Annotated in this window: 23 protein-coding genes and 1 riboswitch; of the genes, 13 read left to right on the top strand and 10 right to left on the bottom strand. The window is 72.5% G+C overall.

Annotated elements, in window-relative coordinates; genetic code table 11:
- Positions 1–10 precede the first annotated feature (10 nt).
- Both ACFYXS_RS17950 and ACFYXS_RS17945 read left to right on the top strand, forming a co-directional pair.
- Positions 11–1279, top strand: a complete 1269-nt coding sequence (locus tag ACFYXS_RS17950) for an SLC13 family permease (RefSeq protein WP_389249863.1) — start codon at positions 11–13, stop codon at positions 1277–1279.
- An 18-nt stretch (positions 1280–1297) separates the two neighbouring features.
- The gene (locus ACFYXS_RS17945) at positions 1298–1804 is read left to right on the top strand and encodes a universal stress protein (protein ID WP_389249074.1); all 507 of its coding nucleotides are present in this window, start codon (positions 1298–1300) and stop codon (positions 1802–1804) included.
- A 43-nt stretch (positions 1805–1847) separates the two neighbouring features.
- Here ACFYXS_RS17945 and ACFYXS_RS17940 read toward each other — a convergent pair whose 3' ends face one another.
- Complete coding sequence (locus tag ACFYXS_RS17940; protein ID WP_389249072.1) at positions 1848–2099, bottom strand: hypothetical protein; 252 nt, start codon at positions 2097–2099, stop codon at positions 1848–1850.
- Entirely contained in the window at positions 2096–2311 is a 216-nt protein-coding gene (locus ACFYXS_RS17935; RefSeq protein WP_389249070.1) for a type II toxin-antitoxin system VapB family antitoxin, read from the bottom strand. The genes ACFYXS_RS17940 and ACFYXS_RS17935 overlap by 4 nt, the downstream gene beginning before the upstream one ends.
- Positions 2312–2611: 300 nt before the next feature.
- Here ACFYXS_RS17935 and ACFYXS_RS17930 point away from each other — a divergent pair, with 300 nt between their 5' ends.
- The gene (locus tag ACFYXS_RS17930; RefSeq protein ID WP_389249068.1) at positions 2612–4585 is read left to right on the top strand and encodes a LamG-like jellyroll fold domain-containing protein; all 1974 of its coding nucleotides are present in this window, start codon (positions 2612–2614) and stop codon (positions 4583–4585) included.
- Between the two features lie 52 nt (positions 4586–4637).
- On the opposite strand, the gene ACFYXS_RS17925 is transcribed toward ACFYXS_RS17930, so the two are convergent.
- Positions 4638–5510 carry a hypothetical protein gene (locus ACFYXS_RS17925; protein WP_389249066.1) on the bottom strand — a complete coding sequence of 291 codons (873 nt, stop codon included), beginning with the start codon at positions 5508–5510 and terminating at the stop codon, positions 4638–4640.
- 212 nt (positions 5511–5722) lie between these two features.
- Between ACFYXS_RS17925 and ACFYXS_RS17920 the strand changes: the two genes are divergently transcribed.
- The gene (locus ACFYXS_RS17920; RefSeq protein WP_389249064.1) at positions 5723–6436 is read left to right on the top strand and encodes a DUF2993 domain-containing protein; all 714 of its coding nucleotides are present in this window, start codon (positions 5723–5725) and stop codon (positions 6434–6436) included.
- A 22-nt stretch (positions 6437–6458) separates the two neighbouring features.
- Here the strand turns inward: ACFYXS_RS17920 and ACFYXS_RS17915 are convergent, their stop codons facing one another.
- Positions 6459–6650 carry a DUF397 domain-containing protein gene (locus ACFYXS_RS17915; protein ID WP_389249062.1) on the bottom strand — a complete coding sequence of 64 codons (192 nt, stop codon included), beginning with the start codon at positions 6648–6650 and terminating at the stop codon, positions 6459–6461.
- Positions 6647–7465 (bottom strand): Scr1 family TA system antitoxin-like transcriptional regulator, encoded by an 819-nt coding sequence (locus ACFYXS_RS17910; protein WP_389249059.1) that lies wholly within the window; start codon positions 7463–7465, stop codon positions 6647–6649. Before ACFYXS_RS17910 ends, ACFYXS_RS17915 begins: the two co-directional genes overlap by 4 nt.
- A gap of 115 nt (positions 7466–7580) precedes the next feature.
- Here ACFYXS_RS17910 and ACFYXS_RS17905 point away from each other — a divergent pair, with 115 nt between their 5' ends.
- Both ACFYXS_RS17905 and ACFYXS_RS17900 read left to right on the top strand, forming a co-directional pair.
- Positions 7581–7973 carry an ATP-binding protein gene (locus ACFYXS_RS17905; RefSeq protein ID WP_389249057.1) on the top strand — a complete coding sequence of 131 codons (393 nt, stop codon included), beginning with the start codon at positions 7581–7583 and terminating at the stop codon, positions 7971–7973.
- Positions 7970–8386 (top strand): hypothetical protein, encoded by a 417-nt coding sequence (locus ACFYXS_RS17900; RefSeq protein WP_389249055.1) that lies wholly within the window; start codon positions 7970–7972, stop codon positions 8384–8386. Before ACFYXS_RS17905 ends, ACFYXS_RS17900 begins: the two co-directional genes overlap by 4 nt.
- Here the strand turns inward: ACFYXS_RS17900 and ACFYXS_RS17895 are convergent.
- The 4 genes from ACFYXS_RS17895 to ACFYXS_RS17880 all read right to left on the bottom strand — a co-directional run bounded on the left by ACFYXS_RS17895 (position 8365) and on the right by ACFYXS_RS17880 (position 12676).
- Positions 8365–9291: a CU044_5270 family protein gene (locus ACFYXS_RS17895; protein ID WP_389249053.1), complete on the bottom strand. Its 927-nt coding sequence runs from the start codon at positions 9289–9291 to the stop codon at positions 8365–8367. The genes ACFYXS_RS17900 and ACFYXS_RS17895 overlap by 22 nt on opposite strands.
- On the bottom strand, positions 9285–9896 hold the full coding sequence (locus ACFYXS_RS17890) for an RNA polymerase sigma factor (protein WP_389249050.1): 612 nt from the start codon (positions 9894–9896) through the stop codon (positions 9285–9287). Before ACFYXS_RS17890 ends, ACFYXS_RS17895 begins: the two co-directional genes overlap by 7 nt.
- 110 nt (positions 9897–10006) lie before the next feature.
- Entirely contained in the window at positions 10007–11467 is a 1461-nt protein-coding gene (locus ACFYXS_RS17885) for a trehalose-6-phosphate synthase (RefSeq protein ID WP_389249048.1), read from the bottom strand.
- A gap of 240 nt (positions 11468–11707) precedes the next feature.
- Complete coding sequence (locus tag ACFYXS_RS17880) at positions 11708–12676, bottom strand: glucosyl-3-phosphoglycerate synthase (RefSeq protein WP_389249045.1); 969 nt, start codon at positions 12674–12676, stop codon at positions 11708–11710.
- A gap of 168 nt (positions 12677–12844) precedes the next feature.
- Positions 12845–12972: riboswitch (SAM riboswitch) on the top strand.
- Positions 12973–12990: 18 nt separating this feature from the next.
- On the opposite strand from ACFYXS_RS17880, the gene thrC reads away from it, so the two are divergent.
- From thrC to groL, 4 genes are all read left to right on the top strand, one after another.
- Positions 12991–14283 carry a threonine synthase gene (gene thrC / locus ACFYXS_RS17875; RefSeq protein ID WP_389249043.1) on the top strand — a complete coding sequence of 431 codons (1293 nt, stop codon included), beginning with the start codon at positions 12991–12993 and terminating at the stop codon, positions 14281–14283.
- 50 nt (positions 14284–14333) lie between these two features.
- A complete protein-coding gene (locus tag ACFYXS_RS17870; protein WP_389249041.1) occupies positions 14334–14612 on the top strand; it encodes a ubiquitin-like small modifier protein 1 in 279 nt (92 codons plus the stop codon).
- Positions 14613–15038: 426 nt separating this feature from the next.
- Positions 15039–15245, top strand: a complete 207-nt coding sequence (locus ACFYXS_RS17865) for a cold-shock protein (protein WP_005486335.1) — start codon at positions 15039–15041, stop codon at positions 15243–15245.
- A 366-nt stretch (positions 15246–15611) separates the two neighbouring features.
- Positions 15612–17234 (top strand): chaperonin GroEL, encoded by a 1623-nt coding sequence (groL, locus tag ACFYXS_RS17860; protein WP_389249038.1) that lies wholly within the window; start codon positions 15612–15614, stop codon positions 17232–17234.
- A 102-nt stretch (positions 17235–17336) separates the two neighbouring features.
- Here the strand turns inward: groL and ACFYXS_RS17855 are convergent, their stop codons facing one another.
- The gene (locus ACFYXS_RS17855; RefSeq protein ID WP_389249036.1) at positions 17337–18044 is read right to left on the bottom strand and encodes a copper homeostasis protein CutC; all 708 of its coding nucleotides are present in this window, start codon (positions 18042–18044) and stop codon (positions 17337–17339) included.
- 59 nt (positions 18045–18103) lie between these two features.
- On the opposite strand from ACFYXS_RS17855, the gene ACFYXS_RS17850 reads away from it, so the two are divergent.
- From ACFYXS_RS17850 to ACFYXS_RS17840, 3 genes are all read left to right on the top strand, one after another.
- On the top strand, positions 18104–18781 hold the full coding sequence (locus ACFYXS_RS17850) for a hypothetical protein (RefSeq protein WP_319662959.1): 678 nt from the start codon (positions 18104–18106) through the stop codon (positions 18779–18781).
- Positions 18782–18821: 40 nt separating this feature from the next.
- Positions 18822–19442, top strand: coding sequence for a maleylpyruvate isomerase family mycothiol-dependent enzyme (locus ACFYXS_RS17845; RefSeq protein WP_389249033.1), 621 nt, complete (start codon positions 18822–18824; stop codon positions 19440–19442).
- A 128-nt stretch (positions 19443–19570) separates the two neighbouring features.
- On the top strand, positions 19571–19927 hold the full coding sequence (locus ACFYXS_RS17840; RefSeq protein WP_389249031.1) for a VOC family protein: 357 nt from the start codon (positions 19571–19573) through the stop codon (positions 19925–19927).
- The last annotated feature ends 47 nt before the right edge of the window (positions 19928–19974 follow it).

The following is a 19974-nucleotide window of genomic DNA, read 5'->3' as shown; positions in this document are numbered from 1 at the left end:
GGAGCCTGTCCTGAGCACGTCGTACGCGGAGGCGCTGTCCGCCCTGCTGCTGGTGGTGGTGCTGGTCTGCGCCGTGGTGCGTCCCTGGGGGTGGCCCGAGGCGGTGGTCGCCGTCCCGGCGGCGGGGATCGTCATCGGGGCCGGGGCGATCTCCCTGGAGCACGCGGGGGAGGAGGCCGCCCGGCTGGGCCCGGTGATCGGCTTCCTTGCGGCCGTACTGGTGCTGGCCCAACTCTGCGACGAGGAAGGACTGTTCCGCTACTGCGGGGCGTGGATGGCGCGCACGGCGGCGGGCCGTCCGCGCCGGCTGCTGGCCCAGGTGTTCGTCGTCGCCTCGGTGATCACGGCGGTGCTCAGCCTGGACGCGACCGTGGTGCTGCTGACGCCCGTGGTCTTCGCGACCGCCGCGCGGCTCGGCGCGCGGGCCAAGCCGCACGTGTACGCCTGCACGCACCTGTCGAACACCGCGTCGCTGCTGCTGCCCGTCTCCAACCTCACCAATCTGCTTGCCTTCGCCTCCAGCGGGCTGTCCTTCGCCCGGTTCGCCGCGCTGATGACGCTGCCCTGGCTGGTGGCGATCGGCGTGGAGTACGTGGTGCTGCGGCGCTGGTTCGCCGCAGACTTGGACGCCGCCGCCGCCGCTGCTGCCGCCGATGCCGGGGCCGGGGACGAACCCGAGGTACCGATGTTCGCCCTGGTGACGGTGGTCTGCACGCTCGCCGGCTTCGTCGCCACCTCCGCGTTCGGGCTGAATCCGGCGTGGGCGGCGCTGGCCGGCGCGCTGGCGCTGGCGGTGCGCGCGCTGCTGCGGCGCCGGACCACGGTCCGTGCGATCGGCCGGTCGGCGGCCGTGCCCTTCCTGGCGTTCGTGCTCGCGCTCGGCGTCGTGGTGCGCGCGGTCGTGGACAACGGGCTCGCCTCGGTGCTCGCGCACGTCGTCCCCGACGGCACGGGCCTGCTCGCGCTGCTGGGACTCGCGGCCCTGGCGGCGCTGCTGGCCAACGTCATCAACAACCTGCCCGCGGTGCTGGTGCTGCTGCCGCTGGCGGCGCCGGGCGGTCCGGGCGGGGTGCTCGCCGTCCTGCTCGGGGTGAACATCGGCCCCAACCTGACCTACGCCGGGTCGCTGGCCACCCTGTTGTGGCGCCGCATCGTGCACGCGCACGACGCGGCGGTGGATCTGCGGGAGTTCACGCTCCTGGGGCTGCTCGTCGTGCCCGCTGCGCTGGTGCTGTCGGTGGTGGCACTGTGGGTGTCACTGCCGGTCTTCGGAGGCTGAGTCGGAAGGGGGACCGCGGTGACCGTCGTCGTCTGGACCGTCGAGGGGACCTGGCCCGCGTCGGTGGACGCCGCCCGCGCCCACGCGCGGGAGGGTGCCGAGATCGTGCTGCTGCACGTCAGCGGCCAGGACGTGCCGGACGCCGCCCACGGCGCGTTCGCGGGTCTGCTGGGCCGCGGGCACGGAGCGCAGCACGGCTGGGGCCGGGACCCGGGCACGCGGATGGAGGGGCAGGCCACCGTCTCGGGCCGGGAGTTGCTGGAGGCGGCCGCTGTGCGGCTGGGCAGGCCGTGCGTCCTGCGCGAGCTGACCGGCCGGGTCGAACGGGAGGTGGTGGCCGCGGCCGAGGGCGCCGAACTGCTGGTCCTCGCGCGGGACGGCGACCGGCGCCACCTGGGCCCGCACAGCCTGGGCCCCGCCGCGCGCTTCGTCGTGGACCACGCCCCCTGCCCGGTCCTGCTGGTCTGGCCGGAACCGGCCCCCGACCTCACCACGATCCCCCCGCCCCCGCCCCCGCAGGCATAGTGCGGGGGCGGGCTACGCACCCGCCCCGCGGACGTGTACCCCGTCAGGCGGCGCTGCCCGCCGCTGCTACCCACCGGACGGGCTGGCCCGTCACGCGCGCGATCATGTCGAAACCGCGCATCTCGTCGCGGATACGTTCGTCGGCCCTGGAATGGGCGCTGCGGAGGGCTTCCACTTCGACGGCACCGCACACGGCGAGGAGCCCGGCGTTGTGCAGCGGCTGGACCATGGCTCGGACTGGCGGCCTCGGAAAACGGGCGAGGGCGGAGGTGTCGATCAGGAAGCGGTCGGTCATGCGTCTCCGCGTGGGTCGTCCGCGCCGTCAACGGGACCGGTCAGATCGGGCAGCCCGCCCTCGGCCAGCCACTCCAGAAACGACGCGCGCTTGCGGCGCTTGACCGCGTCCTCGAGGGCCGCGTTGACGGTGGCGACCTTCGTGGTCGTGCCGAAGATCTCGGCCGCCTCGGCGAGCATCCGGTCGTCGACGTCGAGGACGATACGGGCCATCTCGACCTCCGGTGTGACGGTGGGGCGGTGTGACGGTGGGGCGCTGTCGGACGCTACCGGGCCTCCCCGGGGGCGCCCGTGCCCGCGCGAATATTCCCGGAGGGCCGCGGCCGGGGGATGTCGACGTCTCCCCGTCACTCCGCGCTCATGGCACGGTCGGCCTCCGGCCACAATCCGACGGGTGCCATAAACCTTGGGCGGACACTCGCATTCCGTTTGTCATCTGACGTATGCCCAGCTAGCGCCCCCTCTGAGTAGCGTCGATGGCGTTTGGGACCATCGACCCGGGAAGGGCGACCTATGTGCACTCATGGTGACACTCCGTCACACGAGCAGGCCGGGCACAGCCGGCGCGGTTTTCTGCGCAACGCGGCGCTGGCCGGCGCCGGAGCGGCGGCCGTGGGCGTCGGCGGGGCCGCGCTCGGCGCGACGCCCGCGTCCGCCACGGAGGCCGGGAACGCCGCGGACGCGGCCAGGCACGGCGGCAAGTCCGGTACGTGGAACCCCGACCCGACCGCGCTCCAGTTCACGCTCGCGATCATGCCGGACACCCAGTTCCTGTACTGGGGCAGCCAGGACAGCGTGAACCGGACTCCGCAGGAGGAGTCGTTCCGCTACATCATCAACAACAGCGGGAACCCCGACAACAACATCGTGTTCATGGCGCACCTCGGCGACATGACGCAGGACGCCGACCCGTCCTCGTTCGAGCAGGTCGACAAGGCGTTCGCGCTGCTGGACCAGCACGGCGCCGCGTACAGCGTGCTGGCGGGCAACCACGACGTGTCGGGTGACGACAGCCGTGGCGACACCCCGTACCTGCAGACGATGGGCCCGCAGCGGTTCCGGCACTCGAAGACCTTCGCGGGTGCGGACGAGACCGGCTACAACACCGCGCACATCTTCCAGGCCGCCGGCCGCTCGTGGCTGCTGCTGGCGCTGGACTGGCGGACCACCGACCAGGGTTACGCGTGGGCCAACAAGGTCATCAAGGCCCACCCGAAGATGCCGGTGATCGTCACGTCGCACGACATCGTCGCCTCTCCGTACGATGACAACGTTTTCCCCTACGAGTCGGGCGACCCCGAGAACAACGCCGTGATCGTGGGCAACGGTCAGGTGATGTGGGACAAGCTGATCAAGGAGAACGACCAGGTCTTCCTGACCCTCAACGGCCACTACTGGCCGCCCGGGCGCATGACCCAGAAGAACGCCTCCGGCAACGACGTGCACATGCACATCACGAACTACCAGAACCGGTACTTCGGCGGCGGCGGCATGATCCGGCTGTACCACTTCGACCTGGTCCGCAACACGATCGACGTCGAGACCATCAACCCCTGGATCCTGGCCCAGGACCCGGAGTCCCGCACCGAGCTGGCCGCCGAGATCGCCCAGGTCACCGGCCCGGTCGACAACTTCTCGATGCCGATCGACTTCGACGAGCGGTTCGCGAGCTTCATCCCGGTCCCGGTCCGGCCCGCCCGCCCGGCGAGCAAGGAGCTGGTGAAGGGCACGCTGGCGTACTGGCGCTTCGACGGGCAGGGCGCGCCCGGCACCGCGCTCACCGCGGGCCAGACGATCCGCGACCTGTCCGGCAAGGGCAACGACCTGACGGTGGTGACCCTGCCGGGCACCGCCGCCGACGCGCTGACCTGGTCCGCCGACCACCACCCGGACCAGCCCGCGCACGCCAGCCTGAAGTTCGCCGGTGGCAGGAACCCGGTCAACGGCTCGTACCTGACCACCGGGCCGAAGGCCCCGCTGAACACCGAGACGTTCAGGAGCGGCTACACGATCGAGTCGTTCGTCATGATGCCGCTGGACTGGGACTCCGGCAGGAACGGCAACGCGTCGTTCCTCAGCCGCCGGGGTTCGGCAGGCGCCGCGGGCAAGCACGGCAAGAACACCGACCCGAACGAGCCGCTGGCCCAGTTCAACATCACGAACAACGGCCGCGAGCCGCAGTTCAACCACTACCCGACGAACACCACCTACCCGACGACCAACTGGGGTCACGGCCTGGTGGAGCTCAAGTGGTGGCACCTGGCGGTCGTCAACGACGGCCGCTACACCCGGCTGTACGTCGACGGCGCCCCCGTCGTCGACAACCCGAACCGCATCTCGCAGGGCCTCACCTCCCTCGGGCTGCCCTGGCTGGTGGGCGGCCACGAGTACGCGGGCGCCGTCGACGTCGTCTTCCACGGCAACGTCGGTGACATCCGCATAGTGAACCGTCCGCTGTCCCACGACGAGTTCCTGACCGCCGAGTAAGCCGGCCGGTCACCGCTCCCGCCTCCGGCCCACCGGCCGGGGGCGGGAGTGCTCAGGCCCGCACGGCCGGACCGGCGACCGCCAGCGCGGCCCGCACCCGTTCCGCGCCGCGCGGCCCTGCCGGCGAGGGCGCGGGCAACGGCACGGCCCCCGTGCAGGGCGCGCACACCCCGGTGGCCTGTCCGCGCGGCAACGGATCGCCGCAGCCCGCGCATTCGGGCAGCGGCGCGGCCGGGGCCGCCGGATCGGCGCGGGTGCGCGGCGCGGGGAGCTTGTCGCGCAGGCGGCGGGCGATGAAGCCGGCGGGGGAGTGCACGGCGGACGGCAGCCCGGCGGTGACGGCGGTGCGCAGTTCCACCTCGCTCGCGCCGTTCGCCAGCCAGCGCGCTGCCAGCGGCGCCAGTTGGGCCGCCTCGGCGACGCCGAGCGCGAGCCTGGCCTCCATCCGCCCCACCCGGTGCAGCACGGCCGCCGCGCGGGCGACCAGGGGCGCGGCGGGGTGGGGGGTGTCGTCCTCTTGGGTGTTCTTCCCCTTGGGGGATGCGCCGACGGCCCGTCCGGCCGGTGCGCCGACGGTCGGCACCCGGTCACCCGGCGGTGCGAAGGCCGCCTCGATCTCCTCCGCCGTCCGCAACGCGACGTTGGAGACGAGCACATGCGTCGTCCAACGGCCGGTGCGCGGGCACTGGTTGCGCCGGGTGTGGACGTAGCCCTCGGCTTCCAGTTGCTGCCGGGCCCGGCGCAGGGCGATGCGCCCCTCGGGCATCTTCTCGCCGATGGTCTGCAGGGTCTCCCGCGATTCCTCGGGCAGGGAGAGCGCCCATTGCAGCAGTCGTACGGCCGTTCCGTTCAGCCGCGGATGGCGGATGAGGTCGTTCGGCGTCTGGGAGAAGAAACGGGTCGGCGGGATAGCATGGCGCATCATTTACGGGGCTCCTTGGGAGATAAGCCTCGGAGGTGTAGGCCCCCGGCCGGTGTTGGCGCACCACTGGGGGCCGCTTCATGCGGCAAGCACGAAGCGTGATCGGGCGGTTACTCTACAGGTGCGGCGCCGGTGCACGCGACGAACGCCCGCCAGTGCCCGCGCCCCGGGGGCTGGAAGTCGCGTCGACCGGGGCTGGTGATGGGGGGATCGGCGTGCGACGTCGATGGGTGAGGGTGCTGGCCGTCACGGTCGTTGTGCTGGCCGTGCTGTTCACGACCGCGGACCGGGTGGCCGTGCACTTCGCGGACAAGGAGGTTCTCCGGCTCGCGGAGGCGAAGTACGGCTACGCGAACACCACGGACGGCCACATGAGCGTGACGATCCAGGGCTTCCCGTTCGTGACCCAGGCGATCGACGGCGACTTCCGCCATGTCTCACTGACCGCGGAGAACTTCTACGTCGACACCGCGGACAACCGGCAGGGCGGCTACCTGGACATCGCCCGTCTCCTGATCGACCTGCGCGGCGTGAGCGTGACCTCACTGACCGCGCGCAGCGCCCAAGCCGATGTCGCCACCGGCACCCTGACTTTGTCGTACAAGGACCTGTCCGGCGTGGTGACCCGGCTGGCCGGGGCCGGCGGCCCCCTGCAGGTCTCGCGGGCCCCGGGGTCGAACGGTCAGGCGGCACGCCTCCGGGTCTCCGGAACGGCCGGCGGGACACCGCTGAACAGCACGGCAACGCTCCTCGCGCAGGGCTCGGAGCTCACCCTGACCGTTCCCGGCGCGGCACGCGCCGCCTGCGTGTGGAACGTCGGTCTCCCGGTGGGCCTCGGCTTCACCCAGGCGCGCGCCACCGCGGACGGCGTCGAGATCAGCCTCGTCGGTCATCAGGTGACGCTCGGCTCGTCCCGCTTCGACGCGTGAAGTGCGCCCAGGTCCGGGGCGGTTACTCCACCGGTACGGCGGCGGCGTACGCGACGAACGCCGACCACTGCTCGGCCGTGAACGCGAGCGCGGGCCCCGCGGGGTCCTTGGAGTCCCGGACGTGGACAGTGGCCGGGCCGACGGCGACCTCGACGCAATCGCCACCCTCACTGCCGCTGTAGCTGCTCTTGAACCATGCGAGTTCGGCCGTCATAGCTCCCCTGCAATCTGCTCGATCACCTTCGCGGAGTCCCCGACGCTGAGGGCCTGCGACCGGATCATCGCATAGCGCTGGTTGAGTTTGCTGACCTCGTCGCGCTCGCTCACCAGCACGCTGCGGCCCTGGACTTTGAGATAGGCGAGCAGCCGCAGATCGGGGGTCTCCAGCAGGGTCATGGGCCCGTCGAAACCGGCGTGTGCCTCGTGGGAGAGCGGCATGACCTGGACGGTGACATTCCGCAGCGCGCCCGCTTCCAGCAGGCGTTCCAGCTGGCGCCGGTTGACCTCACGGCCGCCCACCGGGCGGCGCAGCACCCACTCCTCGACGACGAAGGCGAGCTGCGGCGCCGGGGCCCGGGTCAGCAGCGACTGCCGGGCCAGCCGGGCCCGCACCCGGCGTTCGATCTCGTCCGCCTCCAGGGTCGGGCAGTAGGCGCCGAGCACGACACGGGCGTAGTCCTCGGTCTGCAGCAGGCCGTTGACCACCTGCGTGTCGTATTTGTAGAGGCAGACCGCGGTACGCTCCAGCTCCGCGTACTCCTCGAACCACGACGGGAACCCGCCGCGCTCCAGATGCCGCGCCGCGGCCCGCAGCACCCCGCCCGCGTCGCCGAGCAGCGCCTCCGCGCTCTCCACGAAGGCCGGCGGCGGCATCCGTTCGCCCCGCTCGACCTTGACCACCAGGGACTTCGAGTAGCCGACGTGCGCGGCCAGTTCGTCCGTCGTCAGCCCCCGCGCCTCGCGCAGCGACCGCGCGACCGAGCCGAACATCCGCATGCTGGCCGAGCCCTCGCCCTTCGTCGCCGACACGGCGCCACCTCCCCGATACACAGCGCGTACACACCGGCCCGGCCGCCCCGACACAGCTGACCCGGGGTCAGGTCGTCCCTGGTCAGGCTAGCCGCGGCACGGAACCGTTGACTCCATGACGCAGGAATCCCCACCCGGAACGGCGATGCGCGTCATCGCCGAGCCCGCCCGCATCGCCGCCGTGCGCACCGCCGTGCGCGAACAGCTCCGCGCCTGGGGCCGCGAGGACCTCGCGCACGCCGCCGCGCTGTGCGTCACGGAGATACTCGCCAACGTCCACCGCCACGCCGGCTCCCCCGAGTGCGAACTGACCCTGCACGACCTCGCCGACGAGGGCGTGCGGGCCACGGTCAGCGACCGCTCGCACCGGCTGCCCGTCCCCGCCCCGCTGCCGCTCGACTGGTCGGCGGAACGCGGCCGCGGCATGCACCTGATCGCGACGGCCGCCCACCGCTGGGGCGCCCGCCCGACGCCCACCGGCAAGCAGGTCTGGGTGGTGCTGCGGTGAGGCCCGCCACCTGGACCTGGCTGGACGACACCGCCTTCGGGCCGGTGGCCTTCCTGCTGCTGGCCCATCCGCGCGGGCACGGCGCGGCCCGGCTCGCCGCACTGCTGGGCCTGACCGAGCCCGGACGGCGGCTGCCCGACCTGGGCGAGCGGATCACCGTGGCCGCCCCCGGCCGGGCCGTCGTGCACGGCGACGGGGGCGGGTGCCTGCTCGAAGTCGCCGTCGGGGAGCGGTGGTCCGCCTTCGTGGCGGACGGCGGCCCGGTCGCCCTGGTCGTCGGACTCGAACCGCTCGCCCGCCGGGCCCCGCTCGCGGAGGTGGAGCGCTACCTCGCCACCGGCGCGCTGACCGCCCGCATCCGGCTGGGGATCAGCCGGCGACGGGAGGCCGGTCAGCCGCGCACCGGGGGCTGACCGGCCCGGTCGGCGATCCCCACCTCGATCACCGCCGTCCGGGTCGTCCCCAGGAACGCCAGGGTGGACGGGTCGAAGACCCACGTCGTGCCGTGCCGAGACCCCAGGAAGGCCAGCCCCACCCCGCGGCGGCCCGCGCCGTCCGCGGCGCCGTCCACCACGACCATGCCGGGCAGCCGGGACGCGGCGCGGTACAGCGCGGAGTTGAGATCGGGGACCAGGAGGGACTCGGGCAGCATCGCCCCGATCGACTCGAAGACCGCCTCCTCGTGCGTCGGCCCCTGACCGGCGGTCCGCGCGTACAGCGTGCGCAGCAGCAGAACCGGATCGGTGGGCAGGGCCGTGAGCTCGCGGTAGGTCGTGCCGTTCGGGTCGGCGTCCAGGGTCATGTCGATGTGGCCGCTGGCGCGGCCGTCCGCGGGGATCGCCCGGATCCGGGCGAGGCCCTTGCGGCGGCCGTCCACGGCGTGCCAGTCCTCGCGCTGGGCGAGGTCGCCGGCGCCGCCCGGCAGGAAGTCGGCGAAGTACCGCTTGGCGCCGCGGACTTCGGTGTAGACGTACTGGTCGTCGCGGACCGCGGCGGCCGGCCGTGAGTCCGCCGCCCGCGCGATCCGGGTGAGCAGCACCTCGGCCCGGTGGCTCTGGGCGGCGGTGACCGCGGGGCCGTCGTCCAGCACCCCGCTCGCGTCGACCCCGGCCAGCACCGCCAGCGCCACTGCCGCGGGGACGCCCGCGACGAGCAGCCGGCGCCGCATGCGCGAGCCCAGCGGCCGGGGTGCCGGCGCCTGCTCCCGGGCGATCTCGTGGAGCAGATGCTCCTTGAGCATCCGCTCGCGGGCCGCCGGGAGGACCGGGTCGCCCGGCGGCGGCAGCAGTTCCGCCAGATCGGCGTGCTCGTTCACCACCGGGTCTCCCTCCCGACGTGCTCCCCCGGTGCCCGACGCCTCCCGGCGGCGGCCCGGCCCCGCGCCAACTCGTCCTCCGTCAGCCGCCGCAGCCGCTCCCGGGCCCGGGACAGCCGCGAGCGGACCGTACCCACCTTGATGCCCAGCGCCTCGGCGGCCGCGGCGGAGTCCAGCCCCGCCCACACGCACAGCGCGAACACCTCGCGCTCGGGCCTGCGCAGCTGCTCCAGCGCCCGGCGGGCGGCACCGAGCTGTTCCGCGTCCGCGAGCCGGTCGGCCAGCTCGTCCGCGAAGTCCGGCACCGCGTCGCGCAACGGCAGCCGCGCCAGCGCCCCCTGGTGACGGCGCGCGGCGCGGGCGGTGTTGCGCATCACGTTCGTCGCGATGCCCAGCAGCCAGGGCTGCAGGCCGTCGCCGTCCACGCGCACCCGCTCCCGCGTCCGCCAGGCCTCCAGGAACGTGAGCGACACGATGTCCTCGGCCGTCGCCCAGTTGCCGAGCACGCGCACGGCGTGCCGGTGGACCACTCCCGCGTGGTCGTCGAAGAGCTGGGCGAACGCGGCCGGGTCCCCGGCCCGCACCCGGGCTCGCAGTGAAAGCTCCACGTCATGTCCTGTCCGGCCGCCGCCCCGCGTCGCGGTGACGTGTGTCACCCGGAAGAACGTGCCGCCGGCCCCAGTCTCTCAACGCCGCCGCCGGGAAACCGCCGCGCGGATCAGTCCAGGGCGCGCAGCTGGTCCAGGAACCACTGCTGCGGCGGCAGCGCGGTGGCCGCCGCGGCCAGCCGCTTGGTCGCCTCGGCGCGCTCCCCGTGGGAGACCGAGAGCGCCTGGTGCAGCGCGCGGGCGGTGGCCAGGATGTCGTAGGGGTTGACCACGAAGGCGTCGTCGCCGAGCTCCTCGTAGGCGCCCGCCTCACGGGACAGCACCAGGGCGACGCCGTCGTCGGTGACGACCGGGATCTCCTTGGCCACCAGGTTCATGCCGTCGCGGATCGGGTTGACCAGGGCCACGTCGGCCAGCCGGTACGCCGCGAGCGAGCGCGCGAAGTCGTCCTTGACGTGCAGGACCACCGGCTCCCAGCCCGGGGTGCCGAACTCCTCGTTGATCTCCTCCGCCAGGTCCGAGACCTCGTCGGTGTACTCGCGGTAGATCGCCAGGTCGGTGCGCGAGGGATAGGCGAACGCGACGTGCACCACGCGGCCCAGCCACTCGGGGTGGTCGCGCAGCAGCTGCGCGTACGACAGGAGGCCGCGCACGATGTTCTTCGACAGCTCGGTGCGGTCCACCCGCACGATGACCTTGCGGTCCGGGCCGCCCACGGCCTCCCGGAGTACCGCCAGGCGCTCCTCCACGTCCGGGCGGTGCGCACGCTCCCGCAGGAACTCCGCGTCCGCACCCAGCCCGTGCACCCCGATCCGGGTGGTGCGGCCCTGGTACGTCACCGTCAGCGCGCCGTCGTCCCGGCCCACCGTCGCGCCGAGCACGTCGGCGCAGCACGCGGCGAACGCCTCCGCCCAGCGCCGGGTCAGGAACGCCGCCCGGTCCGCGCCCAGGACACCGGTCAGCACCTCGGCCGCCACGTCGTCCGGCAGCAGCCGGTAGTACTCCGGCGGTGCCCACGGCGTGTGCGAGAAGTGGCCGATCCGCAGGTCGGGGCGGCGCGAGCGGAGCAACTGCGGCACCAGCGTCAGGTGGTAGTCCTGCACCAGGACGGCCGCGCCCTCCCCGGCCTCCTCCGCCAGCGCGTCGGCGAAGGCGCTGTTGTACGCCACGTACGCCGCCCACTGCTCGCGGAAGTCCTCGTCGAAGACGGGCTCCAGCGGCGTCTGGAAGAGCAGGTGGTGGACGAACCACAGCACGGAGTTCGCGATCCCGTTGTACGCGGACGCGAACGTGTCCGCCGGGATGTCCAGCATCCGTACCCGCTGGTCACCGGTGTCCTCCGCGGACAGCCGCCCGCCTCCGTCCGGGGTCCGCAGCACGGCCGCGCGATCACCGTCACCGAGCGCGGCGCACACCCACACGGCGTCCGTGTCCGGCCCGATCGCGCTCAGCCCCGACACGAGCCCGCCGCCTCCGCGGCGCGACTCCAGCCTCCCGTCCTCCCGGAGGCTGTACGAGACGGGCCCGCGATTGGACGCCACCAGAACCCGCGCGCCATGCGATGCGACCATGCCGCCAGCCTAGCCACGCATCCCCACCCGCAAACGTGTGCGCTACGCCACCCGGGGGTCCCCCCCTCCGGGTGCGCGGGGAACTGCGCGCCCAGCCACGACGCTCACCCCCTCAGCGGCGCGGGGAACTGCGCGCTCAGCCAGGGCGTGCGGCCACGGTGGGCACAGCCGTCACCCCTCAGGGGCGCGGGGAACTGCGCGCTCAGCCACAACGCACGGGCACTGAAGCCCCCCGCAGCGTCACGCAACCTGGCGGCGCCGCACGTACTCCGGGATCGAGATCATGGGCGGCCGCTCCTCCGTCGTCACCTCGTGCACCCGCGGCGCGAACCCCTCCGCGGTCCGCTCGAACTGCGTGAGGACGGGCCGCACCAGATGCCCCCGCGCCAGCCGCGTCTGCGCCGTGCGGTAGATCGTCGCGGCCATGCGACCCAGCGCCTGCCCGTCCTGGTGCCGATGGTGCCGCACCCCGACGTCGACCTGCGCGAGCGCGTCGAGCCCGACCGTGTTGAGCGCGTCGATGAGGATCCCCAGCTCGACGCCGTACCCCACCGGGAACGGCAGTCGCTCCAGCAGCGACCGGCGCGCCGCGTACTCGCCGCCGAGCGGCTGCACGAAGCCCGCGAGCTGCGGCCAGTGCAGGTTGAGCAGCGGCCGCGCGACCAGTTCCGTGACCCTTCCGCCGCCGCCCGGGTCCACCGTGCCCCCGGTCTCCAGCGGCCGGTCGTACATCGCCTTGACCAGCTGGACGTTTCCGTCCGTGAGCAGCGGCCCGACGATCCCGGAGACGAAGCGCGCGTCGAACTCGCGCAGGTCGGCGTCGACGAAGCAGACGATCTCGCCGCGCGTCGCGAGCAGCGAGCGCCACAGCACCTCGCCCTTGCCGGGCACGGCCGGCAGCCGCGGCAGGATCGCGTCGCGGTGCACCACCGTCGCGCCCGCCTCCGCCGCGACCGCGGCGGTCCGGTCCGTGGACCCCGAGTCCAGCACGACGAGCTCGTCGACCAGCGGCACGGCCTCGGACATCAGCTCGCGCCGGATCTCCGTGACGATCGCCCCGACCGTGGCCTCCTCGTCGAGCGCGGGCAGCACCACGCTCACCGTCCCGCGCGGGCCCGCGGCCCGCTTCGCCGCGAGGAGCTGGCCCAACGGGCGGTGCGCGGCGGTCCAGGACCGCCGCCGCAGCCAGCCGGCTACCTCGTCCAGCACTGCGTCGCTCCGTTTCTGCCCGTTTTCGGCCCGTCTCGAAGGACGGACGGCCTGTGACCAGGTTCGAGGTCGTCGGTTACAGTCTTCAACACGAGGCATGACCATCGTATGTCCGCGGTGATCGCGCCCCGTACGACAAATGCACGGGCCCTGGGCCCGGTGCCATACCGCTCATCCAGAGGGGCAGAGGGAACGGCCCGTTGAAGCCCCGGCAACCCTCCCGCCGACCGCGAGGTCCAGGTGGGGAAGGTGCCAATTCCGTCTCGTGGCGAGATTCGCCGTGAGGAAGATGAGGAGAAAGGGCCTCGCCTGACATGGCTGCGCAGACTGTTGTCACCGACGTCGCGTCCACGGATTCCCCCTTCGGACCCGCTTCCGCGTTGTCCTGCCGCGAGTGCGGCGAACGCTTCCCGCTGAGCCCGGTCTTCGCCTGCGAGGTCTGTTTCGGGCCGCTCGAAGTGGCCTACGACCTCCCCGCCGGCGATGCCGAGACGCTCCGCAAGCGGATCGAGTCCGGACCGAACAACATCTGGCGCTACGCGCCGCTGCTGCCCGTCCCCGCCGACGTGGCGTCCAAGCCCAACCTGAACCCGGGCTTCACCAAGCTGGTCAAGGCCGACAACCTCGCCCGCGAACTGGGCATCACCGGCGGCCTGCACATCAAGGACGACTCCGGCAACCCCACGCACTCCTTCAAGGACCGCGTCGTCGCCATCGCCCTGGAGGCCGCCCGCACCTTCGGCCTCACCACGCTGTCCTGCTCCTCCACCGGCAACCTCGCGGGCGCGGTCGGCGCCGCGGCGGCCCGCGCCGGCTTCCGGTCCTGCGTCTTCATCCCGCACGACCTGGAGGAGGGCAAGGTCGTCATGGCCGCCGTCTACGGCGGCGAACTGGTCGGCATCGAGGGCAACTACGACGACGTCAACCGCTTCTGCAGCGAGCTGATCGGCGACCCGATCGGCGAGGGCTGGGGCTTCGTCAACGTCAACCTCCGTCCCTACTACGGCGAGGGCTCCAAGACGCTCGCGTACGAGATCTGCGAGCAGCTCGGCTGGCGCCTGCCGGACAACCTGGTCATCCCGATCGCCTCCGGCTCCCAGCTGACGAAGATCGACAAGGGGCTGCAGGAGCTGATCAAGCTCGGCCTGGTGGAGGACAAGCCGTACCGCATCTACGGCGCCCAGGCCGAGGGTTGCTCCCCGGTCTCCACCGCCTACAAGGCCGGGCAGGACGTCGTGCGCCCGCAGAAGCCCCGCACCATCGCCAAGTCGCTCGCCATCGGCAACCCCGCGGACGGCCCCTATGTGCTGGACATCGCCCGGCGCACCGGCGGCGCGGTCGAGGACGTCACCGACGAGCAGATCGTGGACGCCATCAAGCTGCTCGCCCGCACCGAGGGCATCTTCGCGGAGACGGCGGGCGGCGTGACCGTCGGCGTCCTGAAGAAGCTGATCGAGAGCGGGCAGTTGGACCCGGCCGCCGAGACGGTCGTGCTCAACACCGGTGACGGGCTCAAGACCCTGGACGCCGTCGCCGCGACCTCCCGCCCCACGGCCACCATCCGCCCGAGCCTCGACGCGTTCCGCGCCGCCGGCCTGGCCGGCTGACCCCGACCGCCGATCGCCGACCGTCCCGATACGAAGGTGAACCCCGCATCATGAGCGCGAACGTCCGCATCCCCACCATCCTCCGCCCCTACACCGGCGGCCGGGCCGAGGTCCCCGCCGCCGGCGGCACACTGGCCGAGGTCATCGAGTCGCTGGAGAAGGACCACCCCGGCATCTCGGCGCGCGTCCTGGACGACACGGGCAAGCTGCGCCGCTTCGTGAACGTCTACGTCAACGACGACGACGTCCGCTTCTCGGAGGGCCTGCAGACCGTGGTGGCCGAGGGCGCGTCCGTCTCGATCATCCCGGCGGTCGCCGGGGGCTGTTGAGCCGCGAGCGCCGCGGGACGACCAGGGGTGCCGGGAGTTGCTCCCGGCACCCCTGTGTGCGTGAGAGGTAGTTGAAGGGCTGTACAGTTGCTCTGGAGGCTCGCAACTCCCTGCAACGCTCTGCGTGAAGCGTCTTCCCGGGGCGTCCTTGTCGACGATTTATCGCCAAATTCCCGCGATGATTGTCGTGTTGGCGACATATGTCCCGCCCGAGTTGCCCCGGATTATTGGCCGTTCGAGCCGTTCTTCCCTTTCTCCGTGCCCGGATTTCTCGTCCGATTGACCTGTTGCAGACAGCGTCCGTGCAGATACATTCAGCCGCGGTCGACGCGTTCCGGCGCACGCCCCCTTGGCTGTAGGGGGTGAGGTCTGACCCGGGTCCGCGAGGTGCGGGTCTGTGAAGGGCCAGCAATAGGGGAGTTAGGAATGGCTCAGGGCACCGTCAAGTGGTTCAACGCGGAGAAGGGTTACGGCTTCATCGCGGTCGACGGTGGTGCGGACGTCTTCGTGCACTACAGCGCGATACAGATGGACGGCTACCGCACCCTCGAGGAAGGTCAGCGGGTCGAGTTCGAGATCTCGCAGGGCCAGAAGGGGCCGCAGGCGGACATGGTCCGCCTTGCCGCCGGCTGACGCCGCGCATCGGCCACGGAGCGCCGCGTACGAACGCGCTCGAACGTCACTGTCAAGGCCCGCCCCCTCCACAGGGGCGGGCCTTCGCGCGTTCCCCGGGCGCCGGCGGTCGCCGGGGGGATCTTCGGCGGGCCGCGGGCGACCGGCCGAGCAGCTTGCACTCTCCTAGGGCGAGTGCTAATCATTGGCGTTAGCACTCTGACGTTGAGAGTGACAAAGGACCGAGTGGGTGAGGCCCGTTCGACCGCCGGAAAGGAACCGGCGGGAGGCAGGCCGTCCGTCGCGGGCGCCGGCGCGGTCCTGGAGTAATCCTTCCCCGCAGCCGTGTGCCGCGGGGGGACCCCAAGTCCGGGAGGACCACTTCACATGGCCAAGATCATCGCGTTCGACGAGGAGGCACGGCGCGGTCTCGAGCGCGGGATGAACCAGCTCGCCGACGCCGTCAAGGTCACCCTCGGCCCCAAGGGCCGCAACGTCGTCCTCGAGAAGAAGTGGGGCGCCCCCACGATCACCAACGATGGTGTGTCCATCGCCAAGGAGATCGAGCTCGAGGACCCGTACGAGAAGATCGGCGCCGAGCTGGTCAAGGAGGTCGCGAAGAAGACGGACGACGTCGCCGGTGACGGCACGACGACCGCGACCGTCCTCGCCCAGGCGCTGGTCCGCGAGGGCCTGCGCAACGTGGCCGCGGGTGCCAACCCGATGGCCCTGAAGCGTGGCATCGAGGCGGCCGTCGAGGCCGTTTCCGCCGCCCTGCTCGAGCAGGCGAAGGACGTGGAGACCAAGGAGCAGATCGCCTCCACCGCCTCCATCTCCGCCGCTGACCCCCAGATCGGCGAGCTCATCGCCGAGGCGATGGACAAGGTCGGCAAGGAAGGCGTCATCACCGTCGAGGAGTCCCAGACCTTCGGTCTGGAGCTGGAGCTCACCGAGGGTATGCGCTTCGACAAGGGCTACATCTCGGCGTACTTCGCCACCGACCTGGAGCGTATGGAGACCGTCTTCGACGACCCGTACATCCTGATCGTCAACTCCAAGATCTCCGCGGTCAAGGACCTGCTCCCGCTGCTGGAGAAGGTCATGCAGGGCGGCAAGCCGCTGCTGATCATCGCCGAGGACGTGGACGGCGAGGCCCTGTCGACCCTGGTGGTCAACAAGATCCGCGGCACCTTCAAGTCCGTCGCCGTCAAGGCCCCGGGCTTCGGCGACCGCCGCAAGGCCATGCTCCAGGACATCGCCATCCTCACCGGTGGCACCGTGGTGTCCGAGGAGGTCGGCCTCAAGCTGGAGAACGCCGGTCTGGAGCTGCTGGGCCGCGCCCGCAAGGTCGTCGTCACCAAGGACGAGACCACCATCGTGGACGGCTCCGGCGACGCCGACCAGATCCAGGGCCGGGTCAACCAGATCCGTGCCGAGATCGAGAACAGCGACTCGGACTACGACCGCGAGAAGCTCCAGGAGCGCCTCGCCAAGCTGGCCGGCGGCGTGGCCGTCATCAAGGCCGGCGCGGCCACCGAGGTCGAGCTCAAGGAGCGCAAGCACCGCATCGAGGACGCGGTGCGCAACGCCAAGGCCGCCGTCGAGGAGGGCATCGTCGCCGGTGGTGGCGTGGCTCTGCTCCAGGCGTCCAACGTCTTCGAGAAGCTCGAGCTCGACGGCGACGAGGCCACCGGTGCGGCGATCGTGAAGCTGGCCCTGGAGGCCCCGCTGAAGCAGATCGCGGTCAACGCCGGCCTCGAGGGCGGCGTCGTGGTGGAGAAGGTCCGCAACCTCACCCCGGGTCACGGCCTCAACGCCGCGACCGGCGAGTACGTCGACCTGATCGCCGAGGGCATCATCGACCCGGCCAAGGTGACGCGCTCCGCGCTGCAGAACGCGGCTTCCATCGCCGCGCTCTTCCTCACCACCGAGGCCGTCATCGCCGACAAGCCGGAGAAGGCCGCGGCCCCGGCCGGCGGCGGCATGCCGGGCGGTGACATGGACTTCTGATCCCGCGAGGGTTCAGCGGTACACGATCGAGGGCGGCACCCCGTGCGGGGTGCCGCCCTCGGGCGTTCCCGGGCGCCGGGCCCGGCTGCGTGACGCCGCGAACTAGCCCACGGCGACCGGCGCGTCGAGCAGATCGCGCCAGGTCCGCACGGCCTCCGCGGCGACAGGGCCCGCCCAGCCGCCGGGGCGGACCGCGCCGCCGACGTGGAAGGCGTCGATGCCCGCGGCGAGCAGCCGGGGCAGGTGCTCGGCGCGCAGGCCGCCGCCGACCATCAACTGCGGATCACCGGGCACGCCCTCGGCGGCCTCCGCGACCAGGACGTCCAGGCCGGCGTCGACGCCGCGGGCCGATCCCGCCGTGAGGTACGTGTCGTGCCCGGGCAGTCCGCGCAGCGCCGCGCGCAGCGTGGTGCGGTCCGCGCAGTGGTCGATGGCACGGTGGAACGTCCAGCGCGCGCCCGGGCCCACGGCGTCGGCCAGCAGCCGCACCGCCCGCAGGTCGGGCCCGCCGCCGGCGTCCAGGAAGCCGAACACGAACTCGTCGGCCCCCTCCGTGCGCAGGGCGGCCGCCGCAGCGCACAGCGCGTCGACCTCCCGGGCGTCGCCGGCCGCGAAGTCGGCCCGGCCGCGCAGCATCACGCGCACCGGTACGTCCACCGCGGCGCGCACGGCCGCGAAGACCTCCCGGCGCGGAGTGAGGCCGTCGGCGGACATGTCGGTGACCAGTTCGAGGCGGTCCGCGCCCCCCGTCTGGGCCGCGCGTGCGTCGTCGACGTCGAGCGCGATCACTTCGAAAATTGGTCTAGACATATATTCAGGATCCCACATGCCTCCGCCGGCCCGCGACCCCCGTACTCCACAATGGCCGGATGGCCGCCACCGATCCCGAGCTGCTGACGCACTGGAGCGCGCTGCTGCGCCGCTGCCAGACCGAGTCCGTCGACCCGAGGCCCTACGGCGAGGACCTGCTCGCCCGCTGGGCCGAACCACAGCGCCGCTACCACACCACCGACCACCTGGCCGCGGTGCTCGTCCACGTCGACTCCCTGGCCGAGTACGCCGAGGACATCGACGCGGTGCTGCTCGCCGCATGGTTCCACGACGCCGTCTACCGCCCCGACCGCTCGGAGAACGAGGAGCGCAGCGCCCGCCTCGCCGAACGCGCGCTCCCCGAGGCGGGCGTCCCCGACACCATCACCGCCGAGGTCGTGCGCCTCGTCCGGCTCACCGTCACCCACCACCCCGGCGACGGCGACCGCAACGGCCAGGTGCTGTGCGACGCCGACCTCGCGGTCCTGGCCGGCGACCCCGTCGCGTACGCCGCCTACGCCGCCGCCGTCCGCGACGAGTACGGCTTCGTCCCCGACGACGCCTTCCGGGCCGGACGCGCCGGTGTGCTGCGCCAGCTCCTCGCGCTGCCGCGGCTGTTCCGCACCACCATCGGCTACGAGCGGTGGGAGGACACCGCCCGCCGCAACCTCACCACCGAACTGGAACTCCTGCTCTCCGCCGATGACTCCGCGCCGCGGGACCGGTCTGCCCCTTGAGACGTGCCGTTCACCGCACCCACCGGAAGGCAGAACCGCCATGACCGATGACACCGCACTGCGCTCCGCCGTCACCGCCGCGTACCTCTCCCTCGCCGACCTCCTCGACGGAGCGGGCGGAGCGGGCAAGGAGCAGTGGGACACCCCCTCGCTCTGCGAGGGCTGGCGGGTGCGCGAGGTCGTCGCCCACATGACCATGGCGGCGCGCTACACGGAGGACGAGTTCATGGCCGAACTGCGCGCCTGCGACTACGACTTCACCCGGCTGTCCGACGCAGTCGCCGCCCGTGACGCCGCGCTGCCGGAGGACGTGCTCGTCGCCGGGCTGCGCTCGCAGGTCATGCACCACTGGACCCCGCCGGGAGGCGGGGTCCGCGGCGCCCTCAACCATGTGGTGATCCACGGCCTCGACATCACCGTGCCGCTCGGCGCGGATCCCACCGCCGCGGAGCCGGCCGTCACCGCCGTCCTGAACGATCTGACGTACGGCGGCGGCCACGCCCACTTCGGCGTGGCGATCGAGGGCCGCGCGCTGCGGGCCACCGACCTGGACTGGTCGTACGGCTCCGGCCCCGCCCTGAGCGGCGGGGCCGGCGACCTGGCGTCCGCGCTGTGCGGACGCACGCTCCCCGCCGGGCGCCTCGCGGGCGACCCGCTCTGAGCGGCGCGGCGGCGGACCGGTCAGGATTCGAGAAGCCCCGGCCGCCGGGTCGCGGCTAGCGTGGCTTGCAGAGCGACGGCGACACCGCCGCCGCCCCGGCAGGACCACCACCTCAGGAGTGACCCACCATGAGCGGATCTTCCACCCAGGGCATCAAGACCGTGCTGCACCCCGTCTCCGACCTCACGAAGGCCAAGGAGGTGTACGCCGCCCTGCTCGGCATGGCGCCGCAGCACGACGGCGAGTACTACGTCGGTTTCGAGGCCGAGGGCCAGCACATCGGCCTGGTGCCGAACGGCGGGCCGCAGGGCATGACCTCGCCGGTGACCTACTGGCACGTGGCGGACATCGAGGCGAAGCTCGCCGAGGTGGCGGCCGCGGGCGGCACCGTGAAGGAGCCGGTGCACGACGTGGGCGGCGGCCGCCTGGTGGCCACCTTCACCGACCCCGACGGCAACGTCCTCGGGCTGCTCCAGGACCACTGAGCGACGGCCGCCGGCCGGAAGCGGGGACAGGGCGGCCCGACGTACTG

Origin of the sequence: Streptomyces sp. NPDC002574, from assembly GCF_042889545.1 — a bacterium.
Taxonomy (GTDB): Bacteria; Actinomycetota; Actinomycetes; order Streptomycetales; family Streptomycetaceae; genus Actinacidiphila.
This window is presented reverse-complemented; position numbering and strand designations above follow the sequence as displayed.

What these genes read in the sequence shown, in the direction of transcription:
- ACFYXS_RS17925 (WP_389249066.1), bottom strand. Translation starts at nt 5,510, where the DNA reads ATGATGCGCCATGCTATCCCGCCGACCCGTTTCTTCTCCCAGACGCCG.
- ACFYXS_RS17855 (WP_389249036.1), bottom strand. Translation starts at nt 18,044, where the DNA reads ATGTCTAGACCAATTTTCGAAGTGATCGCGCTCGACGTCGACGACGCA.
- ACFYXS_RS17840 (WP_389249031.1), top strand. Translation starts at nt 19,571, where the DNA reads ATGAGCGGATCTTCCACCCAGGGCATCAAGACCGTGCTGCACCCCGTC.
- ACFYXS_RS17850 (WP_319662959.1), top strand. Translation starts at nt 18,104, where the DNA reads ATGGCCGCCACCGATCCCGAGCTGCTGACGCACTGGAGCGCGCTGCTG.
- ACFYXS_RS17915 (WP_389249062.1), bottom strand. Translation starts at nt 6,650, where the DNA reads ATGACGGCCGAACTCGCATGGTTCAAGAGCAGCTACAGCGGCAGTGAG.
- ACFYXS_RS17930 (WP_389249068.1), top strand. Translation starts at nt 2,612, where the DNA reads ATGTGCACTCATGGTGACACTCCGTCACACGAGCAGGCCGGGCACAGC.
- ACFYXS_RS17870 (WP_389249041.1), top strand. Translation starts at nt 14,334, where the DNA reads ATGAGCGCGAACGTCCGCATCCCCACCATCCTCCGCCCCTACACCGGC.
- groL (WP_389249038.1), top strand. Translation starts at nt 15,612, where the DNA reads ATGGCCAAGATCATCGCGTTCGACGAGGAGGCACGGCGCGGTCTCGAG.
- ACFYXS_RS17865 (WP_005486335.1), top strand. Translation starts at nt 15,039, where the DNA reads ATGGCTCAGGGCACCGTCAAGTGGTTCAACGCGGAGAAGGGTTACGGC.
- thrC (WP_389249043.1), top strand. Translation starts at nt 12,991, where the DNA reads ATGGCTGCGCAGACTGTTGTCACCGACGTCGCGTCCACGGATTCCCCC.
- ACFYXS_RS17885 (WP_389249048.1), bottom strand. Translation starts at nt 11,467, where the DNA reads ATGGTCGCATCGCATGGCGCGCGGGTTCTGGTGGCGTCCAATCGCGGG.
- ACFYXS_RS17905 (WP_389249057.1), top strand. Translation starts at nt 7,581, where the DNA reads ATGACGCAGGAATCCCCACCCGGAACGGCGATGCGCGTCATCGCCGAG.
- ACFYXS_RS17940 (WP_389249072.1), bottom strand. Translation starts at nt 2,099, where the DNA reads ATGACCGACCGCTTCCTGATCGACACCTCCGCCCTCGCCCGTTTTCCG.
- ACFYXS_RS17845 (WP_389249033.1), top strand. Translation starts at nt 18,822, where the DNA reads ATGACCGATGACACCGCACTGCGCTCCGCCGTCACCGCCGCGTACCTC.
- ACFYXS_RS17935 (WP_389249070.1), bottom strand. Translation starts at nt 2,311, where the DNA reads ATGGCCCGTATCGTCCTCGACGTCGACGACCGGATGCTCGCCGAGGCG.